Below are 25,473 nucleotides of genomic sequence, written 5' to 3' on the forward strand. Positions count from 1 at the left end.
AGATTCTCTAAGGAGACAATGGACTGAAGGTCGCCCGGGAGTTGTTTTTGGTGAACACGATGTGTCTAGCCGAAAGCGGTTCGCAGCCGTTATCTTGTTTGAGGGAACTTGCGATGGGCAGTTTTGCCTGTCGTCTGTTAACAAAGGTGGTACCGCGAAATGAAATCCTTTCGTCCTTTGGATGAAGGGTTTTTTTATTTTTTCTAGAGGAGGACCTAACTATGTCAAATCAGCCAACAACCGACATCGACCAATTGCTGCCGAAGAACTACGATCCGAAGGCAGCAGAGAGCAAATGGTATCCGTACTGGATCGAAAAGCAGTTTTTCAAGGCGGAACGCGACCCGGCGAAGCGTCCGTTCACGATCGTCATCCCGCCTCCGAACGTAACAGGCAAGCTGCATTTGGGCCACGCGCTTGATACGACGCTTCAAGATATCATCACGCGCGCCAAACGGATGCAAGGGTACAGCACGCTGTTCTTGCCAGGGATGGACCACGCAGGGATCGCCACACAAGCCCGTGTAGAAGCGACTTTGCGCGAAGAAGGAATCTCCCGCCACGACCTCGGCCGTGACAAGTTCATCGAAAAAGTATGGGAATGGAAGCATATTTACGCTTCGCACATTCGCGAGCAGTGGGAAAAGCTCGGTCTTGCCCTGGATTACTCCCGCGAGCGTTTCACGATGGATGAAGGCTTGTCCAAAGCGGTGCGCGAAGTATTCGTCCGCCTGTACGAAAAAGGGCTGATCTACCGCGGCAACCGCATCATCAACTGGGACCCGGCTGCCCGTACGGCTCTGTCCGATATCGAAGTTATTTACAAAGAAGTAAAAGGCGCGCTTCACCACATGCGTTATCCGCTGGCTGACGGTACTGGCTACATCGAAGTAGCGACCACTCGTCCGGAAACGATGCTCGGTGATACGGCAGTCGCTGTCCATCCGGAAGACGAGCGCTACAAGCATTTGATCGGAAAAATGGTCATTTTGCCGATTGTCGGCCGGGAAATCCCGATCGTAGCAGACACGTATGTCGATCCCGAGTTCGGTTCCGGCGCGGTAAAAATCACGCCTGCGCACGATCCGAACGACTTTGAACTGGGACTTCGCCATCAGTTGCCGCAAATCGTCGTCATGGACGAAACCGGAACGATGAACGAACAGGCAGGCATTTACAAAGGTCTGGACCGTTTTGCGTGCCGCAAGCAAATCATTAAAGATTTGACAGAGCAAGGCGTAATGTTCAAGGTAGAGGAGCACATTCACCAGGTAGGTCACAGTGAGCGCAGCGATGCTGTCGTGGAACCGTACCTGTCTACCCAGTGGTTTGTAAAAATGCAGCCATTGGCTGACCTGGCGCTTGCCAACTCCAACAGCGAAGAAAGCGTCAAGTTCGTTCCGGAGCGCTTCAAAACGAACTACTTGCGCTGGATCGAAAACATTCGCGACTGGTGCATTTCCCGCCAGCTCTGGTGGGGTCACCGCATTCCTGCCTGGTATTGCGCAGATTGCGGGGAAACCGTCGTATCTCGTGACGATGTAAGCGAATGTCCGAGCTGCCACAGCCACAAGCTGGAGCAAGACAACGACGTTCTCGATACGTGGTTCTCGTCTGGTCTGTGGCCGTTCTCCACGCTCGGCTGGCCGGAAGAATCCGAGGACATGAAGTATTTCTACCCGACCAATGTACTGGTTACCGGATATGACATCATTTTCTTCTGGGTAGCGCGCATGATGTTCTCCGGTCTTGAATTTACCGGAAAAAGTCCGTTTGAATCCGTGCTGATTCACGGCATTATCCGCGACTCCGAAGGCCGCAAAATGTCCAAGTCGCTCGGAAACGGTGTCGATCCGATGGAAGTGATCGAAAAATACGGCGCGGACGCTCTGCGTTTCACACTGGCAACAGGAAACTCGCCAGGGAACGACCAACGCTTTTACTGGGAAAAGGTGGAGGCAAACCGCAACTTCGCGAACAAGATTTGGAACGCCTCGCGTTTTGCCCTGATGAACTTGACCGGATTCACTTACGACGATATTGATCTCAGCGGCGAGCTGTCGACGCCAGACAAGTGGATTCTCTCCCGTCTGCAAGCGACGATCGCTGACGTGACGCGCCTGTCCGACGCATTTGAGTTTGGCGAAGCGGGCCGCGTGCTGTACAACTTCATCTGGGATGACCTGTGCGACTGGTACATCGAGATGGCGAAGCTGCCGCTCTACGGAAACGACGAAGCAGCGAAGAAAACGACCCAATCGGTACTCGTTACCGTGCTGGATCAAACACTCAAACTGCTGCACCCGTTCATGCCATTCATCACTGAGGAAATTTGGCAGGCGTTGCCGCACCAAGGCGAGAGCATTACCGTAGCTCCTTGGCCTGCGGTCAATGAGCAGTGGATTTTCGCTGAGGCAGAGGGCGAAATGAACTTGCTGATGGAAATTATCCGCAGCGTGCGCAACATCCGTGCGGAAGTAAACGTGCCGATGTCCAAGAAAATCGAGCTGATGATCAAGCCGAGCGATGCGATCTCGGCAGAGCGTCTGGCTCGCGGCGAGGAGTATATCGCGCGTTTCTGCAACCCGGAGACATTGACGATCAGTCAGGACCTGGCGACGCCGGAGAAGGCAATGTCTGCGGTTGTGACAGGAGCAGAGCTGTTCTTGCCGCTGGCTGGGCTGATTGACATCGAGCAGGAGCTGAAGCGTCTCGACAAAGAGGTGGCTACCTTGAACGGTGAAGTGGAGCGAATCGAGAAAAAGCTGAACAACGCTGGCTTCATGGCGAAAGCGCCGGAAAAAGTAGTGGAAGAGGAAAAGGCGAAGATGGCCGACTACATGGAGAAGCGCGATAAGGTCATTGCGCGACTTGCCGAACTGAAAGGCGAATGATCCGCCGTACCAACGCATATTTTTGAGAATGGAGCATTGTAGTATGCATGCAGAAGCATCATTTGTTGAATACAAAGAAGCGCTCGACTGGCTGCATGGACTGCTTCGCTTCGGCCAGCGGCCGGGGCTTGAGAGAATGCAGTGGGTACTTGAGCAACTGGGTCATCCGGAACGGAGAATCCCGTTTATTCATGTGGCAGGCACCAACGGAAAAGGCTCGACATGCGCATTCCTGACGCAAATGCTGATGGAGGCGGGTTACAGTGTCGGGACGTTCACTTCGCCGTATTTGCTAGATTTCCGCGAGCGCATTCGCTACAACGGGAGCATGATCAGCGAGGCTGATCTGCTCTCGCTGGTGAATGAAGTGAAAGTCTTGAGCGAGCGCTGCGAGCAGGAGACGGATTTTGGCTCGCCTACCGAATTTGAAGTCATTACGCTGATCGCCATTCTCTATTTTTCGAGAGTGGCGAGACCAGCTGTCGTCGTATGGGAAACAGGGCTTGGGGGTCGGCTCGATTCGACCAATGTCGTCCTGCCGCTCGTTTCTGTCATCACGAATATCGGCATGGATCATACACAAGTTTTGGGCGATACGCTGCAGGACATCGCCCGTGAAAAAGCTGGCATCATCAAGCCGGGCGTGCCTGTTATCACTGGCGAGACACGAGAGGAAATTCTCGCTGTGTTCAAGGAGCGGGCTCGCGAGACGCGAAGCACGCTGTACAGCCTGCACGAGCATTTTTTTGCCGAACAGGTAGAAGAAGAGCTGGGACAGCAGCGTTTCCGCTACGGCAGCATCCATCGGCGCGATGAATCTATCTATCGTTTGACGATGAACGGCATTCACCAGACGACGAATGCAGCGATTGCTCTGATGACCATTGATGTCTTGCGCAACTATTTTTCGTTCTTGCTGGAAGAAGAAGAAATATCGCGTGGCTTGCAACAAACACGCTGGCCTGGTCGTCTAGAAGTCGTCTCGCCAAGACCGCTTGTGATCTTGGACGGGGCGCACAATCAGGAGGGAATGGAAGCGCTGGTCAAAAGTCTGGAGCGGCTTTTGCCGAACGATGCGGGTCTGCACCTGCTCTTTTCCGGCTTGGCTGATAAACCGCTATCCGAGATGGCGAAAGCACTCGCTCCCCTCAAGGAGCGAATCCAATCCTTATACGTAACGGAATTTGACTTTCCGCGTGCAGCAGATGCAAGCACGCTGCGCGAGGCGTTTTTGCAAGGTGGATGGGCAGAGGAAAACCTCGAAGCCGTCCCGGACTGGCAAACGTTTCTCCTTTCTTGGATGCGGGAGAAGCAATCAGCGAAAGCGGATGACTGGCTGGTCGTCTGCGGTTCGCTCTACTTCATCGCCCAAGTGCGCGCATTCTTTCCCACTACAGTAGAAGAGGCAGGTGAATAGGGTGGATCAGGCTAGGCACGTCCACTTTGTGGGCATCGGCGGATATGGCATGAGTGCCATTGCCCGCGTCTTGATCGACCTTGGATACAAGGTAACCGGCTCCGATGTCGCCATGAACGATTTGGCGAAGAAGCTGGAAGCGAGAGGGGCGGTCGTTCATATTGGCCACAATGCTGCCCATGTAGAGGGAGCAGACAGTATTGTTTACTCTACCAGCATATCCCCGGACAATCCGGAGGTAGTCGCTGCGGAAGCGCTGGGGATTCCGGTCATGCACCGCTCCCAAATGCTTGCCCAGATTTTAAATGAACGAACAGGCGTAGCTGTTGCAGGCGCGCACGGGAAAACGACTACGACGTCCATGATTTCGCATGTACTGGAAGAGTGCGGCGTCGATCCGACCTTTATTATCGGCGGCGAGCTGATGAACGCAGGCACGAATGCCAAGGCTGGCACGAGTGATTTTGTCATTGCGGAAGCGGATGAAAGCGACGGTTCTTTTCTGGAATATCGACCAATGTACGAGATTGTGACCAGCATCGAACCGGATCACCTGGAGCACTTCGGTGGCGATTTCAACAATTTGAAAAAGGCGTACGTCCAGTTTTTGAGCCATCTCAAGCCGGGCGGCAAAGCCATTTTGTGCATCGACGACGCGCATGTGCGCGAGGTGCTGCCTTCCGTTGCAGGTACAGTGGTAACGTATGCAATTGATCCGTCGTTTGCAACGCAAGCCGAGTTTCGTGCCGAGGCAATCGAGTGCGGAGATCGCTGCAGCACATGCCAGGTGTACCACCAGGAAAAGCTGCTCGGCACGCTCTCGCTTACCGTACCGGGCAAACACAATATCGCCAATGCGCTCGCTGCCATCATCGTCTGCCTGGACGCCGGGCTTTCGTTTGAGCAGATCGCAGGAGCTTTGACATCTTTTCGCGGGGCGAAGCGGCGGTTCCAGATCATCGGGGAAGCGCGCGACATTTTGGTAGTCGATGACTATGCGCACCATCCGACAGAGATCATCGCGACACTGAATGGGGCGAAAGCATCCGGCCGTCGAGTCATTGCGGTGTTCCAGCCGCAGCGCTACACGCGAACGTACTTCCTCATGGATGAGTTCAGTCGCGCTTTTGCCCAGGCTGATGAAGTAATTGTCACAGACATCTACTCTCCGGCCGGAGAAGCCAAAATCGAAGGGGTAACTTCCGAGGTGCTCGTCCAAAAAATCAGGACCAACAGCCACCCGCGCGCGCAATACATTCCGACCAAGGAACAGATGCAGGAAAAACTGTTCAAGGAATTGCAAGCAGGTGACCTGGTGCTGACCATGGGAGCGGGAGATATTTGGAAGTCTGCCTACTGGTTGGCGGAAAAGCTGGAAAAATAAGAAGCATACGCAGTGAAAGACCTGGTTTCGCAAAGAGCCAGGTCTTTTTTTTGTGGACAAAAACATAAAAATTAGTACCAGATAATAATATCTAGTGTTATGATGTGGTTATAATAAACCGAGGTGATGATTCGATATGATGAACACAAGTGTTGTACCATCCCGTCTCACAGCGATTGGAACTTATGTGCCAAGCCGTGTGCTTCGCAATGCCGATCTGGAAAAAATGGTCGAGACTTCGGACGAGTGGATTTTGCAGCGCACCGGAATACATGAGCGGCGAATGGCGGCAGACGATGAATTTACGAGCGACTTGGCGATCGCCGCTGTGCAAAATATGGCGGACACCTATCAAAAAGAGCTGACGGACGTCGATCTGATTCTGGTTGCGACCAGCACCCCGGACTATCCGTTCCCCAGCGTGGCGAGCCAAATCCAGGCTCATTTTGGCATCGCACAGGCGGGGGCCATGGATCTTGCCGCTACGTGCGCAGGCTTTACTTATGCACTGCACACAGCGAATGCCATGATCAGCTCCGGACTGCATCGCAAAGTGCTGGTAGTAGCTGCCGAAACATTGACCAAAGTGACGGATTACACTGACCGGACGACTTGCATCCTGTTTGGCGACGGTGCAGGCGCTGTCCTCGTGGAGGCGGACGAGGAGGCTCCCGGTTTCCATGCAGCTTATTTAGGCTCCAAAGGAGATGGCGGAATCCACGTGTACCGCTCCGGGCTGTCGACAAACATGGATGGCAAACAACTGACGGGCGGGGGCTGCATCGTCCAAAACGGCAGGGAAGTGTACAAGTGGGCAGTCACGACAGTGCCAGTCGGCATGCAAGCCGTCGTTGACCGCGCGGGAATCACGCTGGATGAGGTGGACTGGTTCATTCCGCACAGCGCCAATCTGCGCATGATCGAATCGATTTGCGAGCGCAGCGGCTTTCCGATCGAGAAAACGTTGTACAGTCTGTCCTATTACGGCAATACATCGGCGGCTACCATTCCGCTGGCGCTCGGGCTTGGCATTCAGGAGGGCAAGGTAAAAGCGGGAGACAAAATTTTGCTGTACGGATTTGGCGGAGGGCTTGTCCACGCCGGGCTGTTGCTGACCTGGGACCCGAAAAAGGCGTAACTGCCGAGCAGCTTTTCCGCTTTTTGGAAAGAGCTAGATTTTAAACTGCTAGAGAATTTGCTAGATTTGCTAGATCATAGTCATAACCCGTCCCGCCCAGACGTAAGCTAGTACAAAGAGCCTGCAAGCTGGGAGGGCATGAGCGTGAACGGAGAAAAGAAAAATCATGTAACCGTCAAGATGAATGGAAGGTTTTGGGACGAAAAACGCGAGACACAAAAGCAGGAAGCAAGCGCAAAACGTACGCCAAAAGACGACACGCCGCGTGTGAAAATTCAGGGTCCAACCGTGATTCCGCCACAGAAAAAGGAAAACGACGCCTGGGAACGAATGATGCAGCTCAGAGGCGCAGCCCAGCGGGAGACGAGCAGGGATGTGACGCCAATTGCAGTCGAGTCATCGGAAGAGATCCCGTGGCAGGAAGAGGTTACAGAAACAACAGAAACATACGGCAGCTACAGTCACACGCCTGCCAAACGGCTCCTGTCGTTCTGGCCCAAGGCACCGATCTGGCGCACGGCTTTGACGACGGGCGGGGCTGTCGCAATCGGACTTCTTTTCGGATTTTTGGTGCTGAACATTTTTTCGCAGGAACAATTTTCGCAATCGTATGGAAGTGTGTTGAGCGATACCGTGCAAACGTTGACGGCCCAAGACACCGAAAGCGATTCGAGCGAGGAGCAGAAGCCGCCTGCTTCGTCTGAGGAGGCAGGTACAGGTGCAAAAACGTCTGGCGAGAATGCGCCTGCTGGCGAACAGCGCGATGTTTCGTTACAGGTGCCGCAAATCAGCATGTTCGTCGCACAGGCAGGTGTCTTCCAACCGGACGCCTCCAAGCAATCCGCAGTGGAGCCGCTGGCCAAGGCGGGGATTCCGCACCTGCTGTACAAAGATACAGACGGAGGCAAACAGTATATGTTCGCTGCTGCTGCCCCCACCAGAGACGCCGTACTGGGCTTTGCCAGCAGTTTGAAAAACAAAGGAATGGATGTATACGTCAAAGAATTTGCGTTTCCCGCTTTTCAGGGAGCAGTCCCGGTAAGCAAATCTGCTGCTGATGCAGAAGGGCAGAAAGTGCAGGCGTTTTTTGACAACGGCGTGAAGCTCGCCAAGACGCTTTCGGCGCAATCGGGAATGATCATTACGTCGGGACAGCTGTCTGCTACTCCGCAGGAAACAGCCGATTTGAAAGAGTGGCATCGCCAATTTTTGGAGGACAGCCGACTGATTCAGGTGCAGACTGCGTGGAAGCCGCTTTTTGAAGGAATGGTAAACGGGATCAATCAGGCACTGGCAGCCCGCGACAAGATGGCGGAAGCGAGTGCGGGAAAAAAAGGAGAAAGCGCCGAATCGTATGCGTGGCAAGTGCAGGCGGGCGTGCTCGGTTATTTGGAAAACTACGCGAGCTGGGTGCAATTGGCGCGTTGAGAGAAACGATGAGGTGGCGATCAGGCTTTCGCAAGATTTCTTGCAGGAGGCCTTTTCTTTTTATACAGTAACTACCAAGAGCAATCAGGGATTGTTTCACCCCTTCCCATTTGCTAAACTTATGGTTGGCAAAAAGAGAATCCCTTCTAAAAAGGGAGTTGGGAAAAGGAATGGGGAAAGAAACGCTTACACTCGTGTTTCTACTGGTAAGTGGTCTACTGTTTGGCAGCATCGTCGGGGAAATTCTCGGTCCCTGGGTGCCTTTTTTGACCAAAAGCAAGATGATCACATGGTCACCTGCGGCAGATTTAGAAATTTTGAAGTACGACCTGAACTTTCAGGTAAAACTAAATCTAGCCAGTATCGGGGGACTTGCCCTCGCGTTTTGGATACATCGACGGATAAAGTAGGTTGAAAAATGACGACGAAAAAACAGGATACTCTCATTCTTGCTTCATCATCGCCTCGCCGCAGAGAGCTGTTGCAGGCGCTGGGGATTCCGTTTACGGTAATGACGAGCGATGTCGACGAGACGACTGCGCCAGGCTTGTCTCCAAAAGAAGTAGTGGAAGAACTGTCTCTGCGCAAGGCAAATGCAGTGGCCGATCGCTTGACAGAAGGCGTCGTTCTCGGGTCCGACACGATTGTCGTCCTGGATGGACAAATACTGGGCAAGCCAGAAGACGAAGCGGACGCGTTTCGCATGCTGTCCATGCTTCAGGGGCGAGAACATACCGTTTACAGCGGAGTGGCCCTGATTGACGCAGCGATTGGACGCTCTGAGGTGGCGCATAGCCATACCCAAGTGAAAATTCGCCCGTTGAGCGAAGCAGAGATCAAGTCGTACATTGCAACGAAGGAGCCGATGGACAAGGCAGGCTCCTATGCGATTCAAGGAATCGGAGCCACGATTGTGGAGGGGATCACCGGAGATTACTTTACGGTAGTCGGATTGCCGCTGTGCTTGACCTCCAATCTGCTTGCGCGTTTCGGGATGTCCATTTTGTAAAGTTGTTTCGCTTTATTGAAAAGTGACAACGGCCAACCGCCCCATGACCTTCATCAGAGTCAGCCGTTGACGAATTTGAAAGAGGCTGGAGGCGGCGAAAAATGGCAGCAAATACCTGTAACAAAACAGACGTCAAAAACGTCCCTTACTATGACCGTCCACGTGAACGACTGCTTCGCGAAGGAGCGGTCCATCTGTCTGATACAGAACTTCTTGCCATTTTGCTGAGGACAGGCAGCGAGCGGGAGACAGCCTATCAGTTGGCGCAGCGCTTGTTAGCCAAATTTGGTGACTTGCGTGGATTGGCGCAAGCCTCTCACGCTGAGCTGAGAGAACTGAAGGGGATCGGCCAGGTAAAAGCGGTTGAACTGCATGCCGCTTTTGAACTCGGACGCCGCTTGGTGGGCGTACCGCGGATAAGCCGTGCCTCCATCCGTTTGCCGCGCGATGTAGCTGACCTGATGTCGCCTGAGCTTGCTCATCTGACACAGGAGCACTTTGTCTGCCTCTTTCTAAATACGAAGAACCACGTGATTGGCAAGCAGACTATTTTTGTAGGCAGTCTGGACGCTTCCATCGTACACCCTAGAGAAGTCTTTAAAGAAGCGATCCGTCGTAGCAGCGCATCGGTGATTTGCCTACATAACCATCCGAGTGGAGATCCGACACCTAGCAGGGAAGATATCGCGATTACGCACACATTGCGTGAAGCGGGCGAACTGGTAGGGATTTCATTGTTGGATCATGTGATTATCGGGGATGGCAGGTACGTCAGCTTAAAAGAGCAAGGGTACTTGTAGGAGTTAATAATGCTTGTCATTTGTATATTATTGGAAGGAGTTTTTTTATGTTTGGTGGATTTACACGTGACTTGGGGATTGACCTCGGCACTGCCAATACACTTGTTTTCGTCAAGGGAAAAGGAATTGTCGTGCGTGAACCTTCTGTAGTAGCGATTCGCACGAACAACAATTCTATTGAAGCGGTGGGAAATGCGGCCAAAAGCATGATCGGCCGTACACCTGGAAACATCGTGGCTGTTCGTCCGATGAAGGACGGAGTGATCGCAGATTTTGACACGACAGCAACGATGATGCGTTATTTCATTAATCAGGCTCAAAAAAACCAGGGCCTGTTCAGCCGTCGCCCGAATGTAATGGTTTGTGTGCCTTCTGGCATTACCGCTGTAGAGAAGCGCGCCGTTGAGGATGCGACGAAGCAGGCTGGTGCGCGCGAGGCTTACACGATTGAAGAACCGTTCGCAGCGGCTATCGGAGCTGATCTGCCTGTTTGGGAGCCTACCGGAAGCATGGTTGTCGACATCGGTGGGGGTACGACAGAAGTAGCGATCATTTCTTTGGGCGGGATTGTTACTTCCCGTTCCATCCGCGTGGCTGGAGATGAGATGGACGAGGCGATCATCCAGTACATCAAGCGTCGCTACAACCTGATGATCGGGGAGCGCACAGCAGAGACCTTGAAGCTGGAGATTGGCTCCGCCATCGCACCGGAAGAACCGGAGAACGTCGATATTCGCGGTCGCGACCTCGTAACAGGCTTGCCTAAGACGCTCTCTGTCAGCAGCACGGAAATTGCCGAAGCCCTGGCAGAGACAGTCGCAGCGATTATCGAAGCCGTGAAGGTGACTTTGGAGAAGAGTCCGCCGGAACTTGCGGCAGATATTATGGATCGCGGGATCGTGTTGACAGGTGGTGGCGCGCTTCTGCGCAACATGGATCGTCTGCTCAGCAAGGAAACAGGTATGCCCGTGCACGTTGCGGAAAATGCGCTGGATTGCGTAGCGATCGGAACAGGTCGGGCATTGGAAAATATCCACCTGTTCAAATCGAAACAAGGCATCACCTCTTCCCGACAAAAACGGGGTAAATAAACGGAGGTTTCGGGCATGTCGTTTTTCGGGAATAAGCGGCTAATTATTGTACTTGTAGGCTTGGTCCTCTTAATCTCCGTCGTTGGCTTCACTTCTCGTGAACGGGATAACCTGACATGGCCAGAAATGTTTTTCAAAGATACGTTCAGCGTGGTGCAGGGCTTGTTTTATCGCCCTGCCCAAGCTGTTTCTGGCTTTTTTCAGGAAATTGAAGAAGCGTACAGTGTATATGAGGAAAATAAGGCATTGAAGGCGGGACTGGATCATTATGCCCGTTTGACAGCAGAGTTGCACGATCTCAAAGCGCAGAATGAACGGCTGCGCAAAGACCTGGAAGCGAAAAATACGCTGAAATCTTCGTATAATCTCCTGTTTGCGGAAGTCGTGGCTCGCAATCCCGATACGTGGAACAACGTGATTACGATCGATCTGGGGCTGAAGAGCGGCATTAAAAAAGATATGGCGGTCATTACGGCAAAAGGGATGATCGGGCGTGTACAAAGTGTTGCCAACTTTTCCGCTACGGTTGAACTGTTGACAAGCTATGAGCGGCGCGATCACATTTCAGCCGATATTCAAGCCACACAAATTGTGGACGGCAAAACGATTTATGAGCCTATCAGCGGCGTCATCGAGGAATACGACCCGCAGGAGCGCTTGCTCGTCATGCGCAAAATTCCTTGGGGCAAAAAAATCGAACCGAAGCAACAAGTCATCACCTCCGGGCGCGGGGGAGTCGTTCCGCGGAATTTGCCGCTTGGCTATATTGTTCGGATCGTCCCGGATGACTACGGGCTGACTCAAACGGCTTACATACAGCCAAGCGCAGATTTTTCGCAATTGAGCGAAGTGATGGTGGTAGAGCGTGACTTTACCATTTCCCCAAACGGAGAGCTGATTCCGAAGCAGCCAACTGGAGAGGCGCCTGCGACAGGAGGAAAAACGGCAACGCCCAATTCGACGGGAACACCTTCCACTGGAACTGGCGGAGGTGGACAGTAGATGGCGAGGTTTTTAGTGACACTGGGTGTCGTGGTCTTGTTTGTTCTGGAAGGGACAGTCATGCAGGTCCTCTCACCTGATCTATGGGGACTGTCATGGATGACAGTCCCTCGCTTCGCGCTCGTATGCTGTATTTTCATTTCCATGTATCTCGGCAGACGGGAAGGGCTGTACTACGGGTTGGCATTCGGATTTTTGCAGGATGTTTTGTTTGGACAAGTCATCGGCATTTATACGATGTCGATGATGGTTGCCAGCTATTTTGCCGGCTTGATTGTCTTGCTGTTCCAAAGGGGCATCGGAATGGTGTTCGTGACAAGCTTTTTGATTTTGTTTGGACACGAGTGGCTCTTGTACTCTCTGTACCGTCTGTTCTCGGTCGCTCCTTACGATGTGCAGTGGATTCTCACTCATCAAATTTTGCCAAGTGTATTGTTGAATCTCGTTTTTGGCCTGATTGTGTACGTGCCGATCAAGAACGGATGCAACAAGGTACTCGCCAAAAAGGAAATGCACATGGACTGAAATGGAGGCGGGAAATTTCCCGGAAAGGAGAGGATCACTCGTGGAAGAAACCAAAGAACCCAAATCGCACATACCCGTGCGTCTTAATATTTTGTTTCTGATCGTCTTCCTGTTTTTTGCTGCGATCATTTTGCGGCTCGCTTTCGTCCAACTGGTTGAAGGGGAGCAGTATCGGCATGAACTGGAAAAATTCAGTATCCGCGAGTTGCCAATTCCTGCTCCGCGCGGACGAATCATGGACAAAAACGGCGAGGTGCTCGTATCCAACAAGCCTGTTTACACTGTTCAATACGTCGAGGAGCAAGGACAAGACATTGATGAAGAAAAAGTCGCTGACCGACTCGCGAAAATCCTGATTCCTGATATCGGAAAAACGGGAACGGACAAAGAGTTGCTCAAAAAGACGATCGACTTGGGCTCCACTTTGCCGATTGCTTTTAACAATGAGGAAACAAACGCGTTGAAAAGCAGAGTAGCTGCCAAGCTGCAAGCTGTTCCCAAGCAGGAAGCGGTGGACAGCATGTCCGATTTCGAGCTGGTGAAGACGGCTCTGTATGTAGGGTTGCGCGTACGTTCGCCATTTGATGACAAGCAGCGAAAAGACGTGATCAAAAAGCTCAATGCCAACAACAAGAGCGCAGAGAAAGCCTTGACGGAAGACAACGTTTCCGATTTTGAGCTGCTGAAGATGGCGATCAGCGCCAACATGCAGCTGACGCTCACGTTGGACAAGGAAGATCGCGATGCCCTCAGCAAGGAAGTGAAGGCGCAAATTCGCAAACTGCCTGCCCCCAACGGACTGTCTGACAAATCCGACATGGAGCTGTTGCGCTACGCCTCGCTGTTTGAACTGGATGTACAACTTCCGCTCAAACCGGAGCAGCGGCAATTTCAATGGCACAAGCTCTCACTTTTGCAGGAGATGCGCTCGCCGCAGATGGCGAGCTATATCCCGCGGCGTGTGAAGGTAAACATCACAGACAATGAGATGTTTCAAATCGAAGAACGCCGTACAGAGCTGCCTGGGATTAGCGTTGTGCTGGAGCCTGTCCGGCAAATTTTCCGGGACCCGGATGGCTCTGCTTTCGGAACGCACTTTCTCGGCTACATCAACGCGATTCGCCCCGAGAGCCTGAAAGAGTATCAGGCGCAAGGCTACAATGCGATTGACCGCGTTGGTGTCACCGGACTGGAAAGCTCCTATGAGAGATATTTGCGCGGCAAGGACGGCGTCATGGATGTCTTCGTAAACAAAAACTCGGAGACGGTGAAAAAGGAAATGCGGCCGGGAAGAGAGCCGGAGCCGGGCAACGACCTCGTGCTCGCGATGGACTGGCGCTACCAGAGCAAGGTGGAAGCGATCCTGAAAGAAGAGGTAGAGGCGTTTAAAAAGCGGCCTACTACACCAAAAGAGTTCAAGGATGCACACGTCCTGGTAATGAATCCGAATACGGGCGAGATTTTGGCGATGGCCAGCTACCCGGATTACGATTTGAACCTGTACTACGATCGCAAGGCGTTCAACGAAAACTACACCTCGCTCATTTTGCCGAACGAGTCCAATCGGTTCATTTATACACCGTACCCTCCTGCCTCTACTTACAAGCCGTTGTCAGTCATGATCGCGTTGCAGGAAGGGCTGACGACGCCAAGCGAACCGATTAATGACCGTGGGGGCTTGAATGTCGGTACTTCTTACAAGCGCAACTGGAAGGCTGGCGGACACGGTATCGTCAACGCGCGCCGCGCTTTGCAAGTTTCGAACAATACGTACATGTACGAAATGGCGATCCGCTTGGCGAGAAAAGGTAAAGAAGGCTGGGAGAAACAATTTTCCGTGCTGGATTACTACAATGCCCAGTTCGGACTTGGCGTCAAAACAGGCATCGACCTGCCGGGTGAGAAGACAGGCTGGGAAAACCCGAACCTGTACTACGGGAACTTGGCTGACGCGATGATCGGTCAGTACGATTTGTTTACACCGATACAGATCGGGCAATATGTCTCGACGATTGCCAATGGCGGGTATCGGGTGCGTCCGCACCTGGTCAAGGAAATACGCAAAGGCACGACCGATCCGAAGCAAAAAGGACAGACGCTTGCACAAATTGAGCCGCAAGTTTTGAATCGGGTCAACATCGATCCTAAGTACATCCAGGTTGTAAAAGAAGGGATGCGCATGGTTACGCAGCCAGGCGGTACGGTTCAGCGTTTTAACGGGTTGCCGTTTGCCGTGGCGGCGAAATCCGGTACAGCGCAGACCGGAAAAAGTGCGGAAAACGCGCTGGTTGTAGGCTTTGCGCCGTATGAGAAGCCTCAGCTCGTGTTTGTCGTCGTCGCACCAAACAGTTTGCGGGACGGGACATCCAGTTCGGATGCGACTGGTCCGATCGCGCGCCGTTTGCTGGAAGCTTACAATGAATTGAATCCGGGAGTTTTGACAAACGGAGTACCGATTCCAAATCCGCCCTCCTCTAAATAAATAACGGGACGAGACCTTCGCCCAGCAGCATTTGACCCGATTCGGCAAATTTTTCATGCAGAGCAGGAGAAATCTTTCTGTATGGCGAATGGTATCGGTCGAGGTGAAACCGGGTGACGACTGTGAAAAGCAAGGTCACAATCAAAGGGACTAAAGAAGGTCTCGTCTTCTTTATGGATGATGCCTGTTCCTTCGACGAACTGCTGGCCGATGTGCGTGAAAAAATAGAGCATAGCCACCAACAGATATTGTCGGGGCCACTGATACGGGTATCCATAAAATTGGGGAAACGTTACTGCACTCCTGAACAACAGGAGCAGTTGACACAAATTATCCGGCAAAAAGGAAACCTGGTGATTCACACGATCGAAGCCGACGTGATCACACGGGAGGAAGCTTTTGCTGAACGCCTAAAAACCCATTTTTCCATACAGGTAAACACCGTTCGCTCTGGTCAAGTATTGGAGTTTGACGGAGATTTGCTTTTATTGGGGGATGTCAATCCCGGGGGAACGGTTCGCAGTACAGGAAGCATTTATGTGCTAGGTCATCTGCGTGGATACGCCCATGCAGGTATTTCCGGCGATGCACAGGTGATTATAGCGGCTGCGGTCATGAGTCCTACCCAGTTGCGGATTGCCGATGTGATCAGCAAGCCTGGAGAAGAATGGACGAATCATTCCGGAGGGACAGAGTTTGCCTATCTGGACAATGAGACCATGCTCGTAGCAAAAATGAACTACTTGTCGCGAATACGCCCGGATCTTGGCGCGAACAAGCGTGAGGGTTGAGGGAAAGAGGAGGAACGGACGTGGGTATTGGAATAGTCGTAACTTCAGGAAAAGGCGGCGTGGGCAAGACGACCACATCCGCGAATTTGGGAACAGCACTTGCATTGCTGGGCCAAAAGGTGTGCATGGTAGATACTGATATCGGTTTGCGCAATCTCGACGTGGTCATGGGTCTTGAGAACCGGATCATCTACGATCTGGTGGACGTGGCAGAAGGCGCTTGCCGACTTCCGCAAGCGCTGATCAAGGACAAGCGCTTCGAGAACCTTTCCCTGCTGCCTGCTGCTCAGACAAAGGACAAATCGGCAGTCTCGCCTGAGCAGATGGAGGAAATCATCACGCAGCTCAAGCGTGAATTTGATTACGTGATTATCGACTGCCCGGCAGGCATCGAGCAAGGTTTCCGCAACGCAGTAGCGGGAGCCGATCAGGCCATCGTCGTAACAACTCCAGAAAAGGCGGCTGTCCGTGACGCGGACCGCATTATCGGCCTTTTGGAGCGGGAAAAAGTGGGGATGCCAAAGCTCGTCATCAATCGCGTGCGCTCTCACATGGTAAAAAACGGCGACATGCTTGACGTGGAAGATATTTTGGATTTGCTTGCCATTGACTTGATCGGTGTCGTGCCTGATGATGATCATGTCATCAAATCGGCCAATCAGGGCGAGCCTGCTGTCATGAATCATGAATCGCGTGCGTCGATCGCGTATCGCAATGTGGCGCGCCGCTTGCTCGGAGAAGCCGTTCCTCTGCAACCGCTGGAGGAAAAGGCTGGGGTCTTCACGAAAATGCGCAAATTTTTTGGGTTAAAATAGGGTATACTTGGCTCCCCTTCTGTTAAAGAGGGGAGTCACGTTTTCTAGGAGGAAAAACATGGACCTGGAAAAACGACATTTAAAATCGATTGACTGGACCATTATCTTGATTTTGGCCGGGCTTGGCATCTTCAGTTACTTGGGCATTTCCGGATCAGCTGCCGGATTGGACACGGCCCATCGACAGGTGATGTGGTACGTCATCGGATTTATCGTGCTCGGAGGGGTATTGCTTTTTGACTATCGGCTCTTTCACAACTTCTCCTACGTCTTGTACACGTTGGGGCTGATTTTGCTGATCGGAGTCTTTAAGACAACGCCGATCAACAATACGACGAGCTGGTATAACTTGGGGCCTGTGTTGTTCCAGCCTTCAGAACCGATGAAGCTGTTTACGATTTTGACGGTCGCCCGCTTCATGTCCAAACGGGCGGAGGACCCGGATCGTTTTTACTATTTTTACAAGCTGATTCCGGTAGCGGCTCTCGTAGGCGTTCCTTTGCTTTTGATTTTGGTGCAGCCAGACCTGGGAACAGCGATGGTCTTTACAGGGATGCTTGCTACCATGCTGATCGTCGGTGGAATCCGGATGAAGCATGTATTGTACTTGGGCGGCATTATCGGCAGCTTTTTTGCGGCGATGACGCTTTTGTACGAGTACAAGCAAGATGTTTTTTTCAAGATCATCAAGCCGTACCAGTGGGATCGCGTCGTCTTTTGGATGGACCCCGATCTGGACCCGATGGGAAAAGGCTTTCAGTTGAAGCAGGCACTGATCTCGATTGGTTCGGGCCAACTGTTCGGAAAAGGCATTAACACGCCGACACAGGCGAGCTTTGGCTGGGTGCCTGTCGGGGAAAGCGATTTTATTTTCACGGTCATTGCCGAAAAGCTCGGCTTCATGGGCGCAGGGCTGTTGATGATTTTGTTCTTCGCCTTGATTTACCGCATGATTCGCATCGCGATGGAAGCGAAAGATCCGTTCGGCTCCTACGTGGTGGCGGGCGTGGTGGGGATGCTCACCTTCCAGATTTTTGAGAATATCGGCATGACGATCCAGTTGATGCCGATTACAGGGATTCCGTTGCCCTTTATCAGTTACGGGGGGAGCTCGTTGATCACCAACTTTTTGATCATCGGGGTTGTCCTCAATATTGGCATGCGCAAGGATAAGTTGCGATTTGACTAAATGCGTGACAAATCGGAAAGTATATGATAAAATCATCCTAAGTTAACCATTTTTACAAGTTATAGTGGTTTGGATGATTGGTTATGGAGTCGTACGGTTGTGAGAGACGTCACCATTGGTCAATCGCAATTTGTCCGACTTTTTTCCTTGACGCAAAAGGCTTATCTGTAAAAAAGGGGTTAACGCTACACTCTTTCGCCTCATGGGGCGTAATGTTCAGGGAGGTTTTGTTTCATGCAACAAGGTATCGTAAAATGGTTTAACGCAGAAAAAGGATACGGTTTCATCCAAGTTGAAGGTGGAGACGACGTATTCGTTCACTACAGCGCGATCCAGTCTGAAGGTTTCAAATCTCTGGACGAAGGTCAAAAAGTTGAGTTCGAAATCGTTCAAGGTAGCCGTGGACCACAAGCTGCTAGCGTAACTAAACTGTAAACTTCGACAGATTCAGAGACAGTCTCTCAACAGGGAGACTGTCTTTTTTGCATTTTCGCCATACGCGAGAGCAACGAAGAACGCACGAGGAGACGACGGCATAAAGCGGGTAGACAAGTCATAAGATGGAACAAAGGCTTGGCCTGCGGAGGGATGGACATGTTTGGTGGAGCAAATCGTGTAAAAGAAAGACGGCGGGAGCGACTGGAGCGAATCCGTACACAATCACGAGACAGTTTCTCTCCTTACGTGGATGATTGGAAAGATCCCATTGATGTGCAGTCTGATCCATACGATTTTCCCCTCAGGGAAAATGATGAGGAAAACAAGCCGCCTTCTCACGAAAAATGGGGGCTGCAAGTGTTTGCTTCCATTCTTTTGCTGGGAACGGCCTATTTATTGTTCCAGACGTCCTTGATTCCTGCCAACTGGAAAGACTCTGCGCGCGAGGTCATGACCCGGGATTTCAATTTCACTGGCGTAGCGGATTGGTACGAGGCGCGTTTTGGACCGATCCCCACCTTGTTGCCTGCGATGCAGGGACCGAGTGCGGTTCCTGCAACCAGCACAGCCAAAGATGTCGCTGTCTGGCGGCTGCCGGCAAGCTGGAAAATCGTGAAGCCGTTTGAACTGCAAAACGCCAAGGTCGTATTGGATACGGGCTTAGGGGAGCAAGTGAAGATCGGGGAGGCCGGGTGGGTTACGTACGTCGGAGAGCAGTCTGGCTTTGGCACGACTGTGATCATCCGGCTGACAAAAGGCCGGGAAGTGTGGCTCGGCAATCTGGACAGCGTCGGAGTGACAAAAGACGAGGTGCTATCACCCGGTCAAGTGATCGGCACAGCGCGGGTGGTGAACGGAAAAGAGCGTCACCTGTACTTTGCGGCCAGGGCAGAGGAAGAGTTCGTCGATCCGCTGGAAGTGATCCCGTTTGAATAGAGGGGGATGGCTGGACATACGCTTTCGCATTCACCTGCTCTTCTGGGCGGTAATCGGTGTGTCTGTGCTGACAGGCCACTTTTTGGAAGTAATTACGCTGTTCGTGATCGTGCTCATACACGAATTGGGACATGTGGCAATGGCTCGGGAGTTGGGGTGGAGAGTGCATGAAGTCCAGCTGCTCCCTTTTGGCGGAGTGGCGACAGTAGAAAACAGCTATGCGACAGACCCGATGGATGAGATTGTCGTAGCGTTGGCCGGGCCGTTCATGAATGTAGTGATGATGGCGGCATCGTACCTGTTTTGGTATACAGGTGTCTGGACGGAGGACTGGTCCCGTTTTTTTCTCGTCAGCAACGCCACGATTGCTTTGTTCAATCTGCTGCCGATTTGGCCGCTGGATGGCGGGAGGATCGTGCTTGGGGTGCTGTGCTGTTTTTTGTCTTATCGGCAGGCAGCGATCGTCTCCATGACGGGCAGCACCCTTTTGGCTGGCATCCTGGTCGGAGTGTCCGGCTTTGATCTGAAGCTCAACCTGATCATCATCGGGCTGTATTTGCTGGCGATGAACATTCAGGCATTCGTCCGCTTTCCGTACCAGTTTTTTCGCTTTCTGGTGGAAAAGTACGGGCGCAGGCAAGAGGAAACAAACGTACAGGCTATCCGCGTCCGTCCAGAGGAGACGGTATTGGCTGTATCCCACAAGCTGCGGCGTGGCCGCTCTCACCTTTTTTACGTACAGGGGGCGGGGCTGTTGGCAGAGGAGCAGCTGCTGCACGCCTTGTTATTCGAACAGAAACACGATGCTGCTGTCGGCAAGCTCCTCTAGTTTTCAGCGGGAGATGGGCGCCACTCCATCAGCAGGCAATCGCGCAAGCTTCCTTCGTGCCACTCGTGCCGGGGAAGCTTTTTCTTTTAGCGAAAACCGCATTTTTCATAGCAGCGGATCGCCCGTTTGTTCCATTCTTGCGGGTCCATGACAACGACCGCTGCTCCCAACTGGTGAACATAGCGGATTACAGCCTGTACCAAGTCAGCGCCTATCCCGCGATTCCAGTAGGCCGGCTCGCCGATAAACTGATCCATGCCGTAGACGATCGTGTCTTTGGCGTAACCGTAGGCTTCCTTGGTCGCAGGATCGAGCGGATAAAACTGGAGGTAGCCGACAGGGACCGCTTCATGGCAGACGAGACAGCGCGTCACATTTTCAGCGTCTGTGGAATAAAAATGCTCCTGGACAAGTGCGGCGTCATGGGGGCGGTCACGGCCTTCGTAAAAAGCGAGAACCTGCTCGTCCGAGAGCCATTTGAGCAAATGGACGGCATCGTCGGGCACAAGCTGTCTGATGGATTACTCCGCTGCGATGACTTTTCTTTTACGGCAGGCTATGATAGATTACTTCCTGTATGTCCGGCAATCCTGCCTGGGTGCCGGAAAAAGGACGGAAGTGCGGAGAGTGAGCGTAATGAGACAATTGGCTATCAGCGGCAGAAGCGGCGTGCAGATCGCGTATTTGGCAGACGGACAGCTGATCGAATGGCGGACGCAGGAGACGGGCGGGCTTGTCAGCGCCGGGGAGATTTACTACGGGCGGATCGCGGACGTAAAACCGGGCATCCAGTCTGCCTTTGTCGACATCGGCTGTGGACAAAACGCGTATTTGTACGTAGATGATACGCTGAACAAAGGAACGGCGGGAAAAGGGAAGCCGAACATTTCCGAGCGGGTGCAAGTTGGTCAAGCGGTTATTTGCCAGGTGACAAAAGAAGCCTCTGAATGGAAGGCTCCGAAAATCTCGTTGAAAGTCAGTCTCCAGGGACGTTACCTCGTGTATCTGCCACAAGAAGCGGGGATATCTATATCGCGAAAAATCAGCCAGCCGGAAGAACGGGCACGACTGGAAGAAACCATCGCGCCGCTGCTCGTTGAAGGGGAAGGCGTCATTGTGCGGACGGAAGCGGCTGGCATGGACGGACAGCAGCTGGCAAACGAACTGGCCTATTTGCGCAAGCGCTGGGAAGGCGTCTGCCAGCAAGCGGAGGCGAAAAAGACGCCGGGTCGGGTCGGTCACGATCTCGATGGAATCGAAGCGATATTGCGCGAAGCTTTGGCGGAAGGGCTTGATGAGGTGATCGTGGAGGATGCTGCCACGTATCGGCAAATCAAAGACATGCTGACAGTCTTTTCTGCCGATGCGGAAAGTTTGCTGCGCAAGCATACAGGCAAAGAGCCACTGTTTGACGCGCTGCGCTTGGAGGCCAAGCTGGAACAGGCGTTCAGGCGTCAGGTGCCGCTGGCAAACGGCGGACATCTGGTGTTTGACAAGACAGAAGCCATGACCGTGATCGATGTCAATACCGGCTCTTTTACCGGAGCGGGCGGCCAGCAAAGGGAGCAGGCAGTCACGGCAACCAACGTGGAGGCGGCCAAAGAAATAGCCAGACAGCTCAGATTGCGCGACATTGGCGGGATCGTCGTCATCGATTTTATCGATATGAAAGAGTCTGCCAACAAAGAACGCGTGCTGTCGACGCTGAAAAGAGAGCTTGCCCGCGATGCGACACCTTCTACAGTCCATGGCATGACAGCGCTTGGACTGGTCGAATTGACGCGCAAGCGGGTGAGAGCGAGTCTCTCTGAGCGGCTGATGGAAACGTGCGCGGTGTGTGATGGGCGCGGGCGAATTTTGCGCGGGGATGAGAGCATCCGGCGGTTGCAAAACGAACTTGCAGGATTGGCCCGTTCGCAGCAAGTGGAGGCAGCTGTGGTGGAGCTTTCCGGCAGATTGTTCCAACTCGTTGAGCAGTTGGAGACGACAGGGGATGAAAAAAGCTGGCCGCTACGCGTCTTCAAGCGTGAGGAGCCGCGGCTCGCTCCGGACGAGTACCGGATTGCATATGCGGGAAATACGGCAGAAGCAAAGCGTCTGTACGAAAAACAATGGAAAATAACTTGACTGGGCAATTGCAGCTATGATAACCTAATGGTTGTCATGCAGCTATGCCCCGTGCATACTGTAACCGCACGAATCGGGTACATAAGTCGCCGCCAGACGGCGCACCTGTAGAGGCGAGTCTGAGTATAGGAGGTGCACACAGTGTACGCAATTATCGAAACCGGTGGAAAGCAATACAAAGTTGAAGAGGGTTCCGTTCTCTTCATCGAGAAATTGGCTGGCAACGAAGGAGAATCTGTTACTTTTGACAAAGTTCTCTTCGTAAGCAAAGACGGCAAAGTTACTGCAGGAGCTCCTACAGTAGCTGGTGCAACGGTAACTGGTAAAGTAGAAAAACACGGTAAAGCTGCAAAAATTATCGTGTACAAATACAAAGCCAAGAAAAACTACCGTCGCAAACAAGGTCACCGTCAACCGTTCACCAAAGTTGTGATCGAAAAGATCAACGCTTAATTTTGGTGACCTGATATGATTGAAGTGATCGTGAGCCGTGCGCAGCACGGTATCCATGAAATTTGTATTTCCGGACATGCCAATGCGGGTGCCTATGGGGCGGACATCGTTTGTTCTGCCGTGTCAGGCATCAGCTTTGGTATATTAAACAGCGTGCAGCCGTTGACAGGACTGACACCGCAAGTATCAGTCGCCCAAGAAGGCGGCGGCTTTCTAAAATGGACGCTGGCTTCGCAAGAAGCGGCGGACATACTAGAAAAGCAGCAGCTTTTGGCTGAGAGCATGGTGATCGCTCTGTTATCGGTAGAAGCGCAGTACGGGAAATACGTAAAAGTGAATGACCATAAATGGCAGGGAGGTGTCTGATATGAACATGCTGTTTAATTTGGACCTTCAGTTTTTCGCATCGAAAAAAGGGGTAGGTTCCACTAAAAACGGACGCGATTCCATTTCCAAACGTCTGGGCGTGAAACGTGGTGACGGTCAATTCGTTACTGCCGGAAACATCCTCGTTCGCCAACGCGGAACGAAGATCTACCCAGGTACGAACGTAATGAAAGGCGGAGACGACACTCTGTTTGCAACTGCAGATGGTGTTGTTCGTTTCAAGCGTCTGGGCCGCGATCGCAAACAAGTTGTGATCGAGCCAGTTGCTTCCGAAGCGTAAATATTTTTCCAAAAGAAAACCCAGCATCGGTGCTGGGTTTTCTTTTTGGTTTCGGGTAGGCGGATTTTGGGAATAAGACTTGTGTCAAAATAGTTGGGCGCAGCCAAGTTTTCTCATTGTCTGGCCCCCTTTTATGGTACAATAGTTAAGAAAGAAATTCTTATCGACTTGGGTGAATGTGATGGGGGACGAGCGGAGACTGCTTACGCATCAGACAGACCAGCTGTTGGCCGTACTGAACCGGCAGCGGCATGACTGGTTGAACCACGTTCAGGTTCTGCTCGTCTATTTGCATATGAACCGTACTGAGCAGGGAGAGGCGCATTTGAAGCGCATCGCGCAGATGGCGATGCAGGAATCGATGGTCGCCCGTTTGAACAACTCCCTGTTGTCCGTCTTCTTCTTGACATTCAATGCGCTGAACAAGGAAATGCTTTTGGAAGTAGACGTGTGCAATGACGTGGATCTCACGCGAATAGCATTAGGCGAGCAGCACTTGTTTCAGTTGGTGTCAGAGATATTATGCACAGTGAACGATCATGTAGACCAAAGCGGCTACGAACCAGCCAGTATGCAAGTAAGCTTGCAGGCGGATCAACGAGGCGTTCATTTTCGTTTTGACCTGGCCGGAGAGCTGAATGCATCCGGAATGGAAAAATTGGAAAAGCTGATACGGAATAGCGAGCAAAGTACGGTGGAGGTCACCGAGTGGATACATACGGAAGACGAATGGGTCCTGGATTTGCTGGTTCCATTCGCGCAATGAAAGAGGTGGCACCATGTTTGTCGATCAGGTAAAAGTTTATGTCAAAGGTGGAGACGGCGGTAACGGAGCCGTTTCTTTCCGCAGAGAGAAGTACGTGCCACTGGGCGGGCCAGCAGGTGGCGATGGTGGAAAAGGCGGAGATGTCATATTCGAGGTGGACGAAGGACTGCGCACGCTCGTAGACTTCCGCTACCAAAGACACTTCAAGGCGACACGCGGCGAGCACGGCCGCAACAAGTCGCAGCACGGAGCAGGCGCGGAGGATATGGTTGTTCGCGTACCGCCGGGAACGACTGTGATCGATGACGATACAAAAGAAGTCATCGCCGATCTGATCGAGCATGGTCAGCGTGCTGTGATCGCCAAAGGCGGACGCGGTGGACGGGGTAATATCCGTTTTGCCAATTCGTCGAATCCGGCGCCGCATATTTCCGAGAACGGCGAGCCTGGCCAAGAGCGCTACATCGTCATGGAGCTGAAGCTGATTGCCGACGTCGGTCTGGTTGGTTATCCGAGCGTAGGGAAGTCTACGCTGCTCTCCAGTGTGACCGCAGCGAAGCCAAAAATTGCTGCCTATCACTTTACTACATTGACTCCGAATCTCGGTGTCGTGGATTTGGGCGAACAGAGCTTCGTCATGGCTGACTTGCCAGGGCTGATTGAGGGAGCGCACGAAGGTGTAGGGCTTGGTCATCAATTCCTGCGCCACGTAGAGCGCACTCGTCTGATTGTCCATGTCATTGACATGGCGGGAGTGGATGGACGCGATCCGTACGAAGACTATTTGCAGATCAACCGCGAGCTGAAGCTGTACAACCTGAAGCTCGAAGATCGTCCGCAAATCGTTGCTGCCAACAAGATGGACGTGCCGGAAGCGGCCGAAAATTTGCAGCGCTTCAAAGAAAAAGTGCCAGGTGTTCAAGTTTTCGAAATCTCGGCAGCGACCCAGCAAGGTGTCAAGGAACTGATGTACGCAGTAGGCGAGACATTGTCCACAATTCCGGACAAGCCGACAGTCGAAGAAGTACAAGAAGTGGAAGAGCGCGTGATGTTCCGTGCGGAGAAAGAGCCGGAGCCGTTTGAAATCACTCGCGACAACGAAGTATTCGTGATCAGCGGGGAAAAAATCGAGAAGCTGGTGCGCATGACGAACCTCAACAGCTATGACGCAGCTCAGCGCTTCGCGAGACAGATGCGCAGCATGGGTGTGGACGAGGCATTGCGCAAACACGGTGCAAGAGACGGGGATACCGTTCGGATTGGCAAATTAGAGTTTGACTTTGTGGAGTGAC

At 52.5% G+C, this 25,473-nt stretch carries 25 protein-coding genes and 2 other annotated features (1 of these 27 running past the window's edge); of the genes, 24 read left to right on the top strand and 1 reads right to left on the bottom strand.

The window, feature by feature from the left end:
* Nucleotides 1-181: a binding site (T-box leader), on the top strand; it begins 66 nt to the left of the window's first position.
* A gap of 40 nt (nucleotides 182-221) precedes the next feature.
* The 18 genes from NST23_RS09065 to NST23_RS09150 all read left to right on the top strand — a co-directional run bounded on the left by NST23_RS09065 (nucleotide 222) and on the right by NST23_RS09150 (nucleotide 20,168).
* Complete coding sequence (locus NST23_RS09065) at nucleotides 222-2,894, top strand: valine--tRNA ligase (RefSeq protein WP_173597477.1); 2,673 nt, start codon at nucleotides 222-224, stop codon at nucleotides 2,892-2,894.
* A gap of 43 nt (nucleotides 2,895-2,937) precedes the next feature.
* Entirely contained in the window at nucleotides 2,938-4,311 is a 1,374-nt protein-coding gene (locus NST23_RS09070; protein ID WP_173597476.1) for a bifunctional folylpolyglutamate synthase/dihydrofolate synthase, read from the top strand.
* A gap of 1 nt (nucleotide 4,312) precedes the next feature.
* Nucleotides 4,313-5,695, top strand: a complete 1,383-nt coding sequence (gene murC, locus NST23_RS09075) for a UDP-N-acetylmuramate--L-alanine ligase (protein WP_122964240.1) — start codon at nucleotides 4,313-4,315, stop codon at nucleotides 5,693-5,695.
* Between the two features lie 136 nt (nucleotides 5,696-5,831).
* Entirely contained in the window at nucleotides 5,832-6,833 is a 1,002-nt protein-coding gene (locus NST23_RS09080) for a ketoacyl-ACP synthase III (protein WP_173597475.1), read from the top strand.
* Between the two features lie 144 nt (nucleotides 6,834-6,977).
* Nucleotides 6,978-8,261, top strand: a complete 1,284-nt coding sequence (locus NST23_RS09085) for a hypothetical protein (RefSeq protein WP_122964238.1) — start codon at nucleotides 6,978-6,980, stop codon at nucleotides 8,259-8,261.
* A 281-nt stretch (nucleotides 8,262-8,542) separates the two neighbouring features.
* On the top strand, nucleotides 8,543-8,671 hold the full coding sequence (locus NST23_RS09090) for a DUF4321 domain-containing protein (RefSeq protein ID WP_229049943.1): 129 nt from the start codon (nucleotides 8,543-8,545) through the stop codon (nucleotides 8,669-8,671).
* Between the two features lie 8 nt (nucleotides 8,672-8,679).
* The gene (locus NST23_RS09095; protein ID WP_122964236.1) at nucleotides 8,680-9,270 is read left to right on the top strand and encodes a Maf family protein; all 591 of its coding nucleotides are present in this window, start codon (nucleotides 8,680-8,682) and stop codon (nucleotides 9,268-9,270) included.
* Nucleotides 9,271-9,371: 101 nt separating this feature from the next.
* On the top strand, nucleotides 9,372-10,070 hold the full coding sequence (gene radC / locus NST23_RS09100) for a RadC family protein (RefSeq protein WP_173597474.1): 699 nt from the start codon (nucleotides 9,372-9,374) through the stop codon (nucleotides 10,068-10,070).
* Nucleotides 10,071-10,117: 47 nt separating this feature from the next.
* Nucleotides 10,118-11,161: a rod shape-determining protein gene (locus NST23_RS09105; protein WP_063230168.1), complete on the top strand. Its 1,044-nt coding sequence runs from the start codon at nucleotides 10,118-10,120 to the stop codon at nucleotides 11,159-11,161.
* A gap of 15 nt (nucleotides 11,162-11,176) precedes the next feature.
* On the top strand, nucleotides 11,177-12,163 hold the full coding sequence (gene mreC / locus NST23_RS09110) for a rod shape-determining protein MreC (protein WP_217022415.1): 987 nt from the start codon (nucleotides 11,177-11,179) through the stop codon (nucleotides 12,161-12,163).
* Nucleotides 12,164-12,688, top strand: a complete 525-nt coding sequence (gene mreD, locus NST23_RS09115) for a rod shape-determining protein MreD (RefSeq protein WP_281869093.1) — start codon at nucleotides 12,164-12,166, stop codon at nucleotides 12,686-12,688.
* Between the two features lie 40 nt (nucleotides 12,689-12,728).
* A complete protein-coding gene (locus NST23_RS09120; protein WP_122964232.1) occupies nucleotides 12,729-15,170 on the top strand; it encodes a peptidoglycan D,D-transpeptidase FtsI family protein in 2,442 nt (813 codons plus the stop codon).
* Nucleotides 15,171-15,283: 113 nt separating this feature from the next.
* Complete coding sequence (gene minC, locus NST23_RS09125; RefSeq protein WP_122964231.1) at nucleotides 15,284-15,961, top strand: septum site-determining protein MinC; 678 nt, start codon at nucleotides 15,284-15,286, stop codon at nucleotides 15,959-15,961.
* A gap of 20 nt (nucleotides 15,962-15,981) precedes the next feature.
* A complete protein-coding gene (gene minD / locus NST23_RS09130) occupies nucleotides 15,982-16,776 on the top strand; it encodes a septum site-determining protein MinD (RefSeq protein WP_122964230.1) in 795 nt (264 codons plus the stop codon).
* 58 nt (nucleotides 16,777-16,834) lie between these two features.
* Complete coding sequence (locus NST23_RS09135) at nucleotides 16,835-17,965, top strand: FtsW/RodA/SpoVE family cell cycle protein (RefSeq protein WP_122964229.1); 1,131 nt, start codon at nucleotides 16,835-16,837, stop codon at nucleotides 17,963-17,965.
* Nucleotides 17,966-18,199: 234 nt separating this feature from the next.
* Nucleotides 18,200-18,400, top strand: a complete 201-nt coding sequence (locus NST23_RS09140) for a cold-shock protein (RefSeq protein WP_005832370.1) — start codon at nucleotides 18,200-18,202, stop codon at nucleotides 18,398-18,400.
* Nucleotides 18,401-18,559: 159 nt separating this feature from the next.
* Nucleotides 18,560-19,339 (top strand): M23 family metallopeptidase, encoded by a 780-nt coding sequence (locus NST23_RS09145; RefSeq protein ID WP_340963559.1) that lies wholly within the window; start codon nucleotides 18,560-18,562, stop codon nucleotides 19,337-19,339.
* Nucleotides 19,332-20,168, top strand: a complete 837-nt coding sequence (locus NST23_RS09150) for a M50 family metallopeptidase (RefSeq protein WP_122964227.1) — start codon at nucleotides 19,332-19,334, stop codon at nucleotides 20,166-20,168. The genes NST23_RS09145 and NST23_RS09150 overlap by 8 nt, the downstream gene beginning before the upstream one ends.
* Before the next feature lie 86 nt (nucleotides 20,169-20,254).
* Here the strand turns inward: NST23_RS09150 and NST23_RS09155 are convergent, their stop codons facing one another.
* On the bottom strand, nucleotides 20,255-20,674 hold the full coding sequence (locus NST23_RS09155) for a GNAT family N-acetyltransferase (RefSeq protein WP_340963561.1): 420 nt from the start codon (nucleotides 20,672-20,674) through the stop codon (nucleotides 20,255-20,257).
* A gap of 130 nt (nucleotides 20,675-20,804) precedes the next feature.
* Between NST23_RS09155 and NST23_RS09160 the strand changes: the two genes are divergently transcribed.
* From NST23_RS09160 to obgE, 6 genes are all read left to right on the top strand, one after another.
* Nucleotides 20,805-22,295: an Rne/Rng family ribonuclease gene (locus tag NST23_RS09160; RefSeq protein ID WP_340963563.1), complete on the top strand. Its 1,491-nt coding sequence runs from the start codon at nucleotides 20,805-20,807 to the stop codon at nucleotides 22,293-22,295.
* Nucleotides 22,296-22,347: 52 nt separating this feature from the next.
* Nucleotides 22,348-22,426, top strand: a sequence feature (ribosomal protein L21 leader region).
* 10 nt (nucleotides 22,427-22,436) lie between these two features.
* Entirely contained in the window at nucleotides 22,437-22,748 is a 312-nt protein-coding gene (rplU, locus tag NST23_RS09165) for a 50S ribosomal protein L21 (protein WP_173597471.1), read from the top strand.
* A gap of 15 nt (nucleotides 22,749-22,763) precedes the next feature.
* On the top strand, nucleotides 22,764-23,114 hold the full coding sequence (locus NST23_RS09170; protein ID WP_122964225.1) for a ribosomal-processing cysteine protease Prp: 351 nt from the start codon (nucleotides 22,764-22,766) through the stop codon (nucleotides 23,112-23,114).
* Nucleotides 23,115-23,121: 7 nt separating this feature from the next.
* The gene (gene rpmA / locus NST23_RS09175) at nucleotides 23,122-23,415 is read left to right on the top strand and encodes a 50S ribosomal protein L27 (protein WP_063230242.1); all 294 of its coding nucleotides are present in this window, start codon (nucleotides 23,122-23,124) and stop codon (nucleotides 23,413-23,415) included.
* Between the two features lie 181 nt (nucleotides 23,416-23,596).
* Nucleotides 23,597-24,181 (top strand): Spo0B C-terminal domain-containing protein, encoded by a 585-nt coding sequence (locus NST23_RS09180; protein WP_340963564.1) that lies wholly within the window; start codon nucleotides 23,597-23,599, stop codon nucleotides 24,179-24,181.
* 13 nt (nucleotides 24,182-24,194) lie between these two features.
* Nucleotides 24,195-25,472: a GTPase ObgE gene (gene obgE, locus NST23_RS09185; protein ID WP_122964223.1), complete on the top strand. Its 1,278-nt coding sequence runs from the start codon at nucleotides 24,195-24,197 to the stop codon at nucleotides 25,470-25,472.
* The last annotated feature ends 1 nt before the right edge of the window (nucleotide 25,473 follow it).

The sequence above is a fragment of the Brevibacillus sp. FSL K6-0770 genome (genome assembly GCF_038000275.1).
Taxonomy (GTDB): domain Bacteria; phylum Bacillota; class Bacilli; order Brevibacillales; family Brevibacillaceae; genus Brevibacillus; species Brevibacillus parabrevis.

Bases quoted from the DNA above. Each gene is read 5' to 3' on its own strand.
- NST23_RS09065 (WP_173597477.1), top strand. From the start codon at position 222: ATGTCAAATCAGCCAACAACCGACATCGACCAATTGCTGCCGAAGAAC.
- NST23_RS09070 (WP_173597476.1), top strand. From the start codon at position 2,938: ATGCATGCAGAAGCATCATTTGTTGAATACAAAGAAGCGCTCGACTGG.
- NST23_RS09080 (WP_173597475.1), top strand. From the start codon at position 5,832: ATGATGAACACAAGTGTTGTACCATCCCGTCTCACAGCGATTGGAACT.
- NST23_RS09090 (WP_229049943.1), top strand. From the start codon at position 8,543: ATGATCACATGGTCACCTGCGGCAGATTTAGAAATTTTGAAGTACGAC.
- NST23_RS09095 (WP_122964236.1), top strand. From the start codon at position 8,680: ATGACGACGAAAAAACAGGATACTCTCATTCTTGCTTCATCATCGCCT.
- radC (WP_173597474.1), top strand. From the start codon at position 9,372: ATGGCAGCAAATACCTGTAACAAAACAGACGTCAAAAACGTCCCTTAC.
- NST23_RS09105 (WP_063230168.1), top strand. From the start codon at position 10,118: ATGTTTGGTGGATTTACACGTGACTTGGGGATTGACCTCGGCACTGCC.
- mreC (WP_217022415.1), top strand. From the start codon at position 11,177: ATGTCGTTTTTCGGGAATAAGCGGCTAATTATTGTACTTGTAGGCTTG.
- mreD (WP_281869093.1), top strand. From the start codon at position 12,164: ATGGCGAGGTTTTTAGTGACACTGGGTGTCGTGGTCTTGTTTGTTCTG.
- NST23_RS09135 (WP_122964229.1), top strand. From the start codon at position 16,835: ATGGACCTGGAAAAACGACATTTAAAATCGATTGACTGGACCATTATC.
- NST23_RS09140 (WP_005832370.1), top strand. From the start codon at position 18,200: ATGCAACAAGGTATCGTAAAATGGTTTAACGCAGAAAAAGGATACGGT.
- NST23_RS09145 (WP_340963559.1), top strand. From the start codon at position 18,560: ATGTTTGGTGGAGCAAATCGTGTAAAAGAAAGACGGCGGGAGCGACTG.
- NST23_RS09160 (WP_340963563.1), top strand. From the start codon at position 20,805: ATGAGACAATTGGCTATCAGCGGCAGAAGCGGCGTGCAGATCGCGTAT.
- NST23_RS09170 (WP_122964225.1), top strand. From the start codon at position 22,764: ATGATTGAAGTGATCGTGAGCCGTGCGCAGCACGGTATCCATGAAATT.
- rpmA (WP_063230242.1), top strand. From the start codon at position 23,122: ATGCTGTTTAATTTGGACCTTCAGTTTTTCGCATCGAAAAAAGGGGTA.
- NST23_RS09180 (WP_340963564.1), top strand. From the start codon at position 23,597: ATGGGGGACGAGCGGAGACTGCTTACGCATCAGACAGACCAGCTGTTG.
- obgE (WP_122964223.1), top strand. From the start codon at position 24,195: ATGTTTGTCGATCAGGTAAAAGTTTATGTCAAAGGTGGAGACGGCGGT.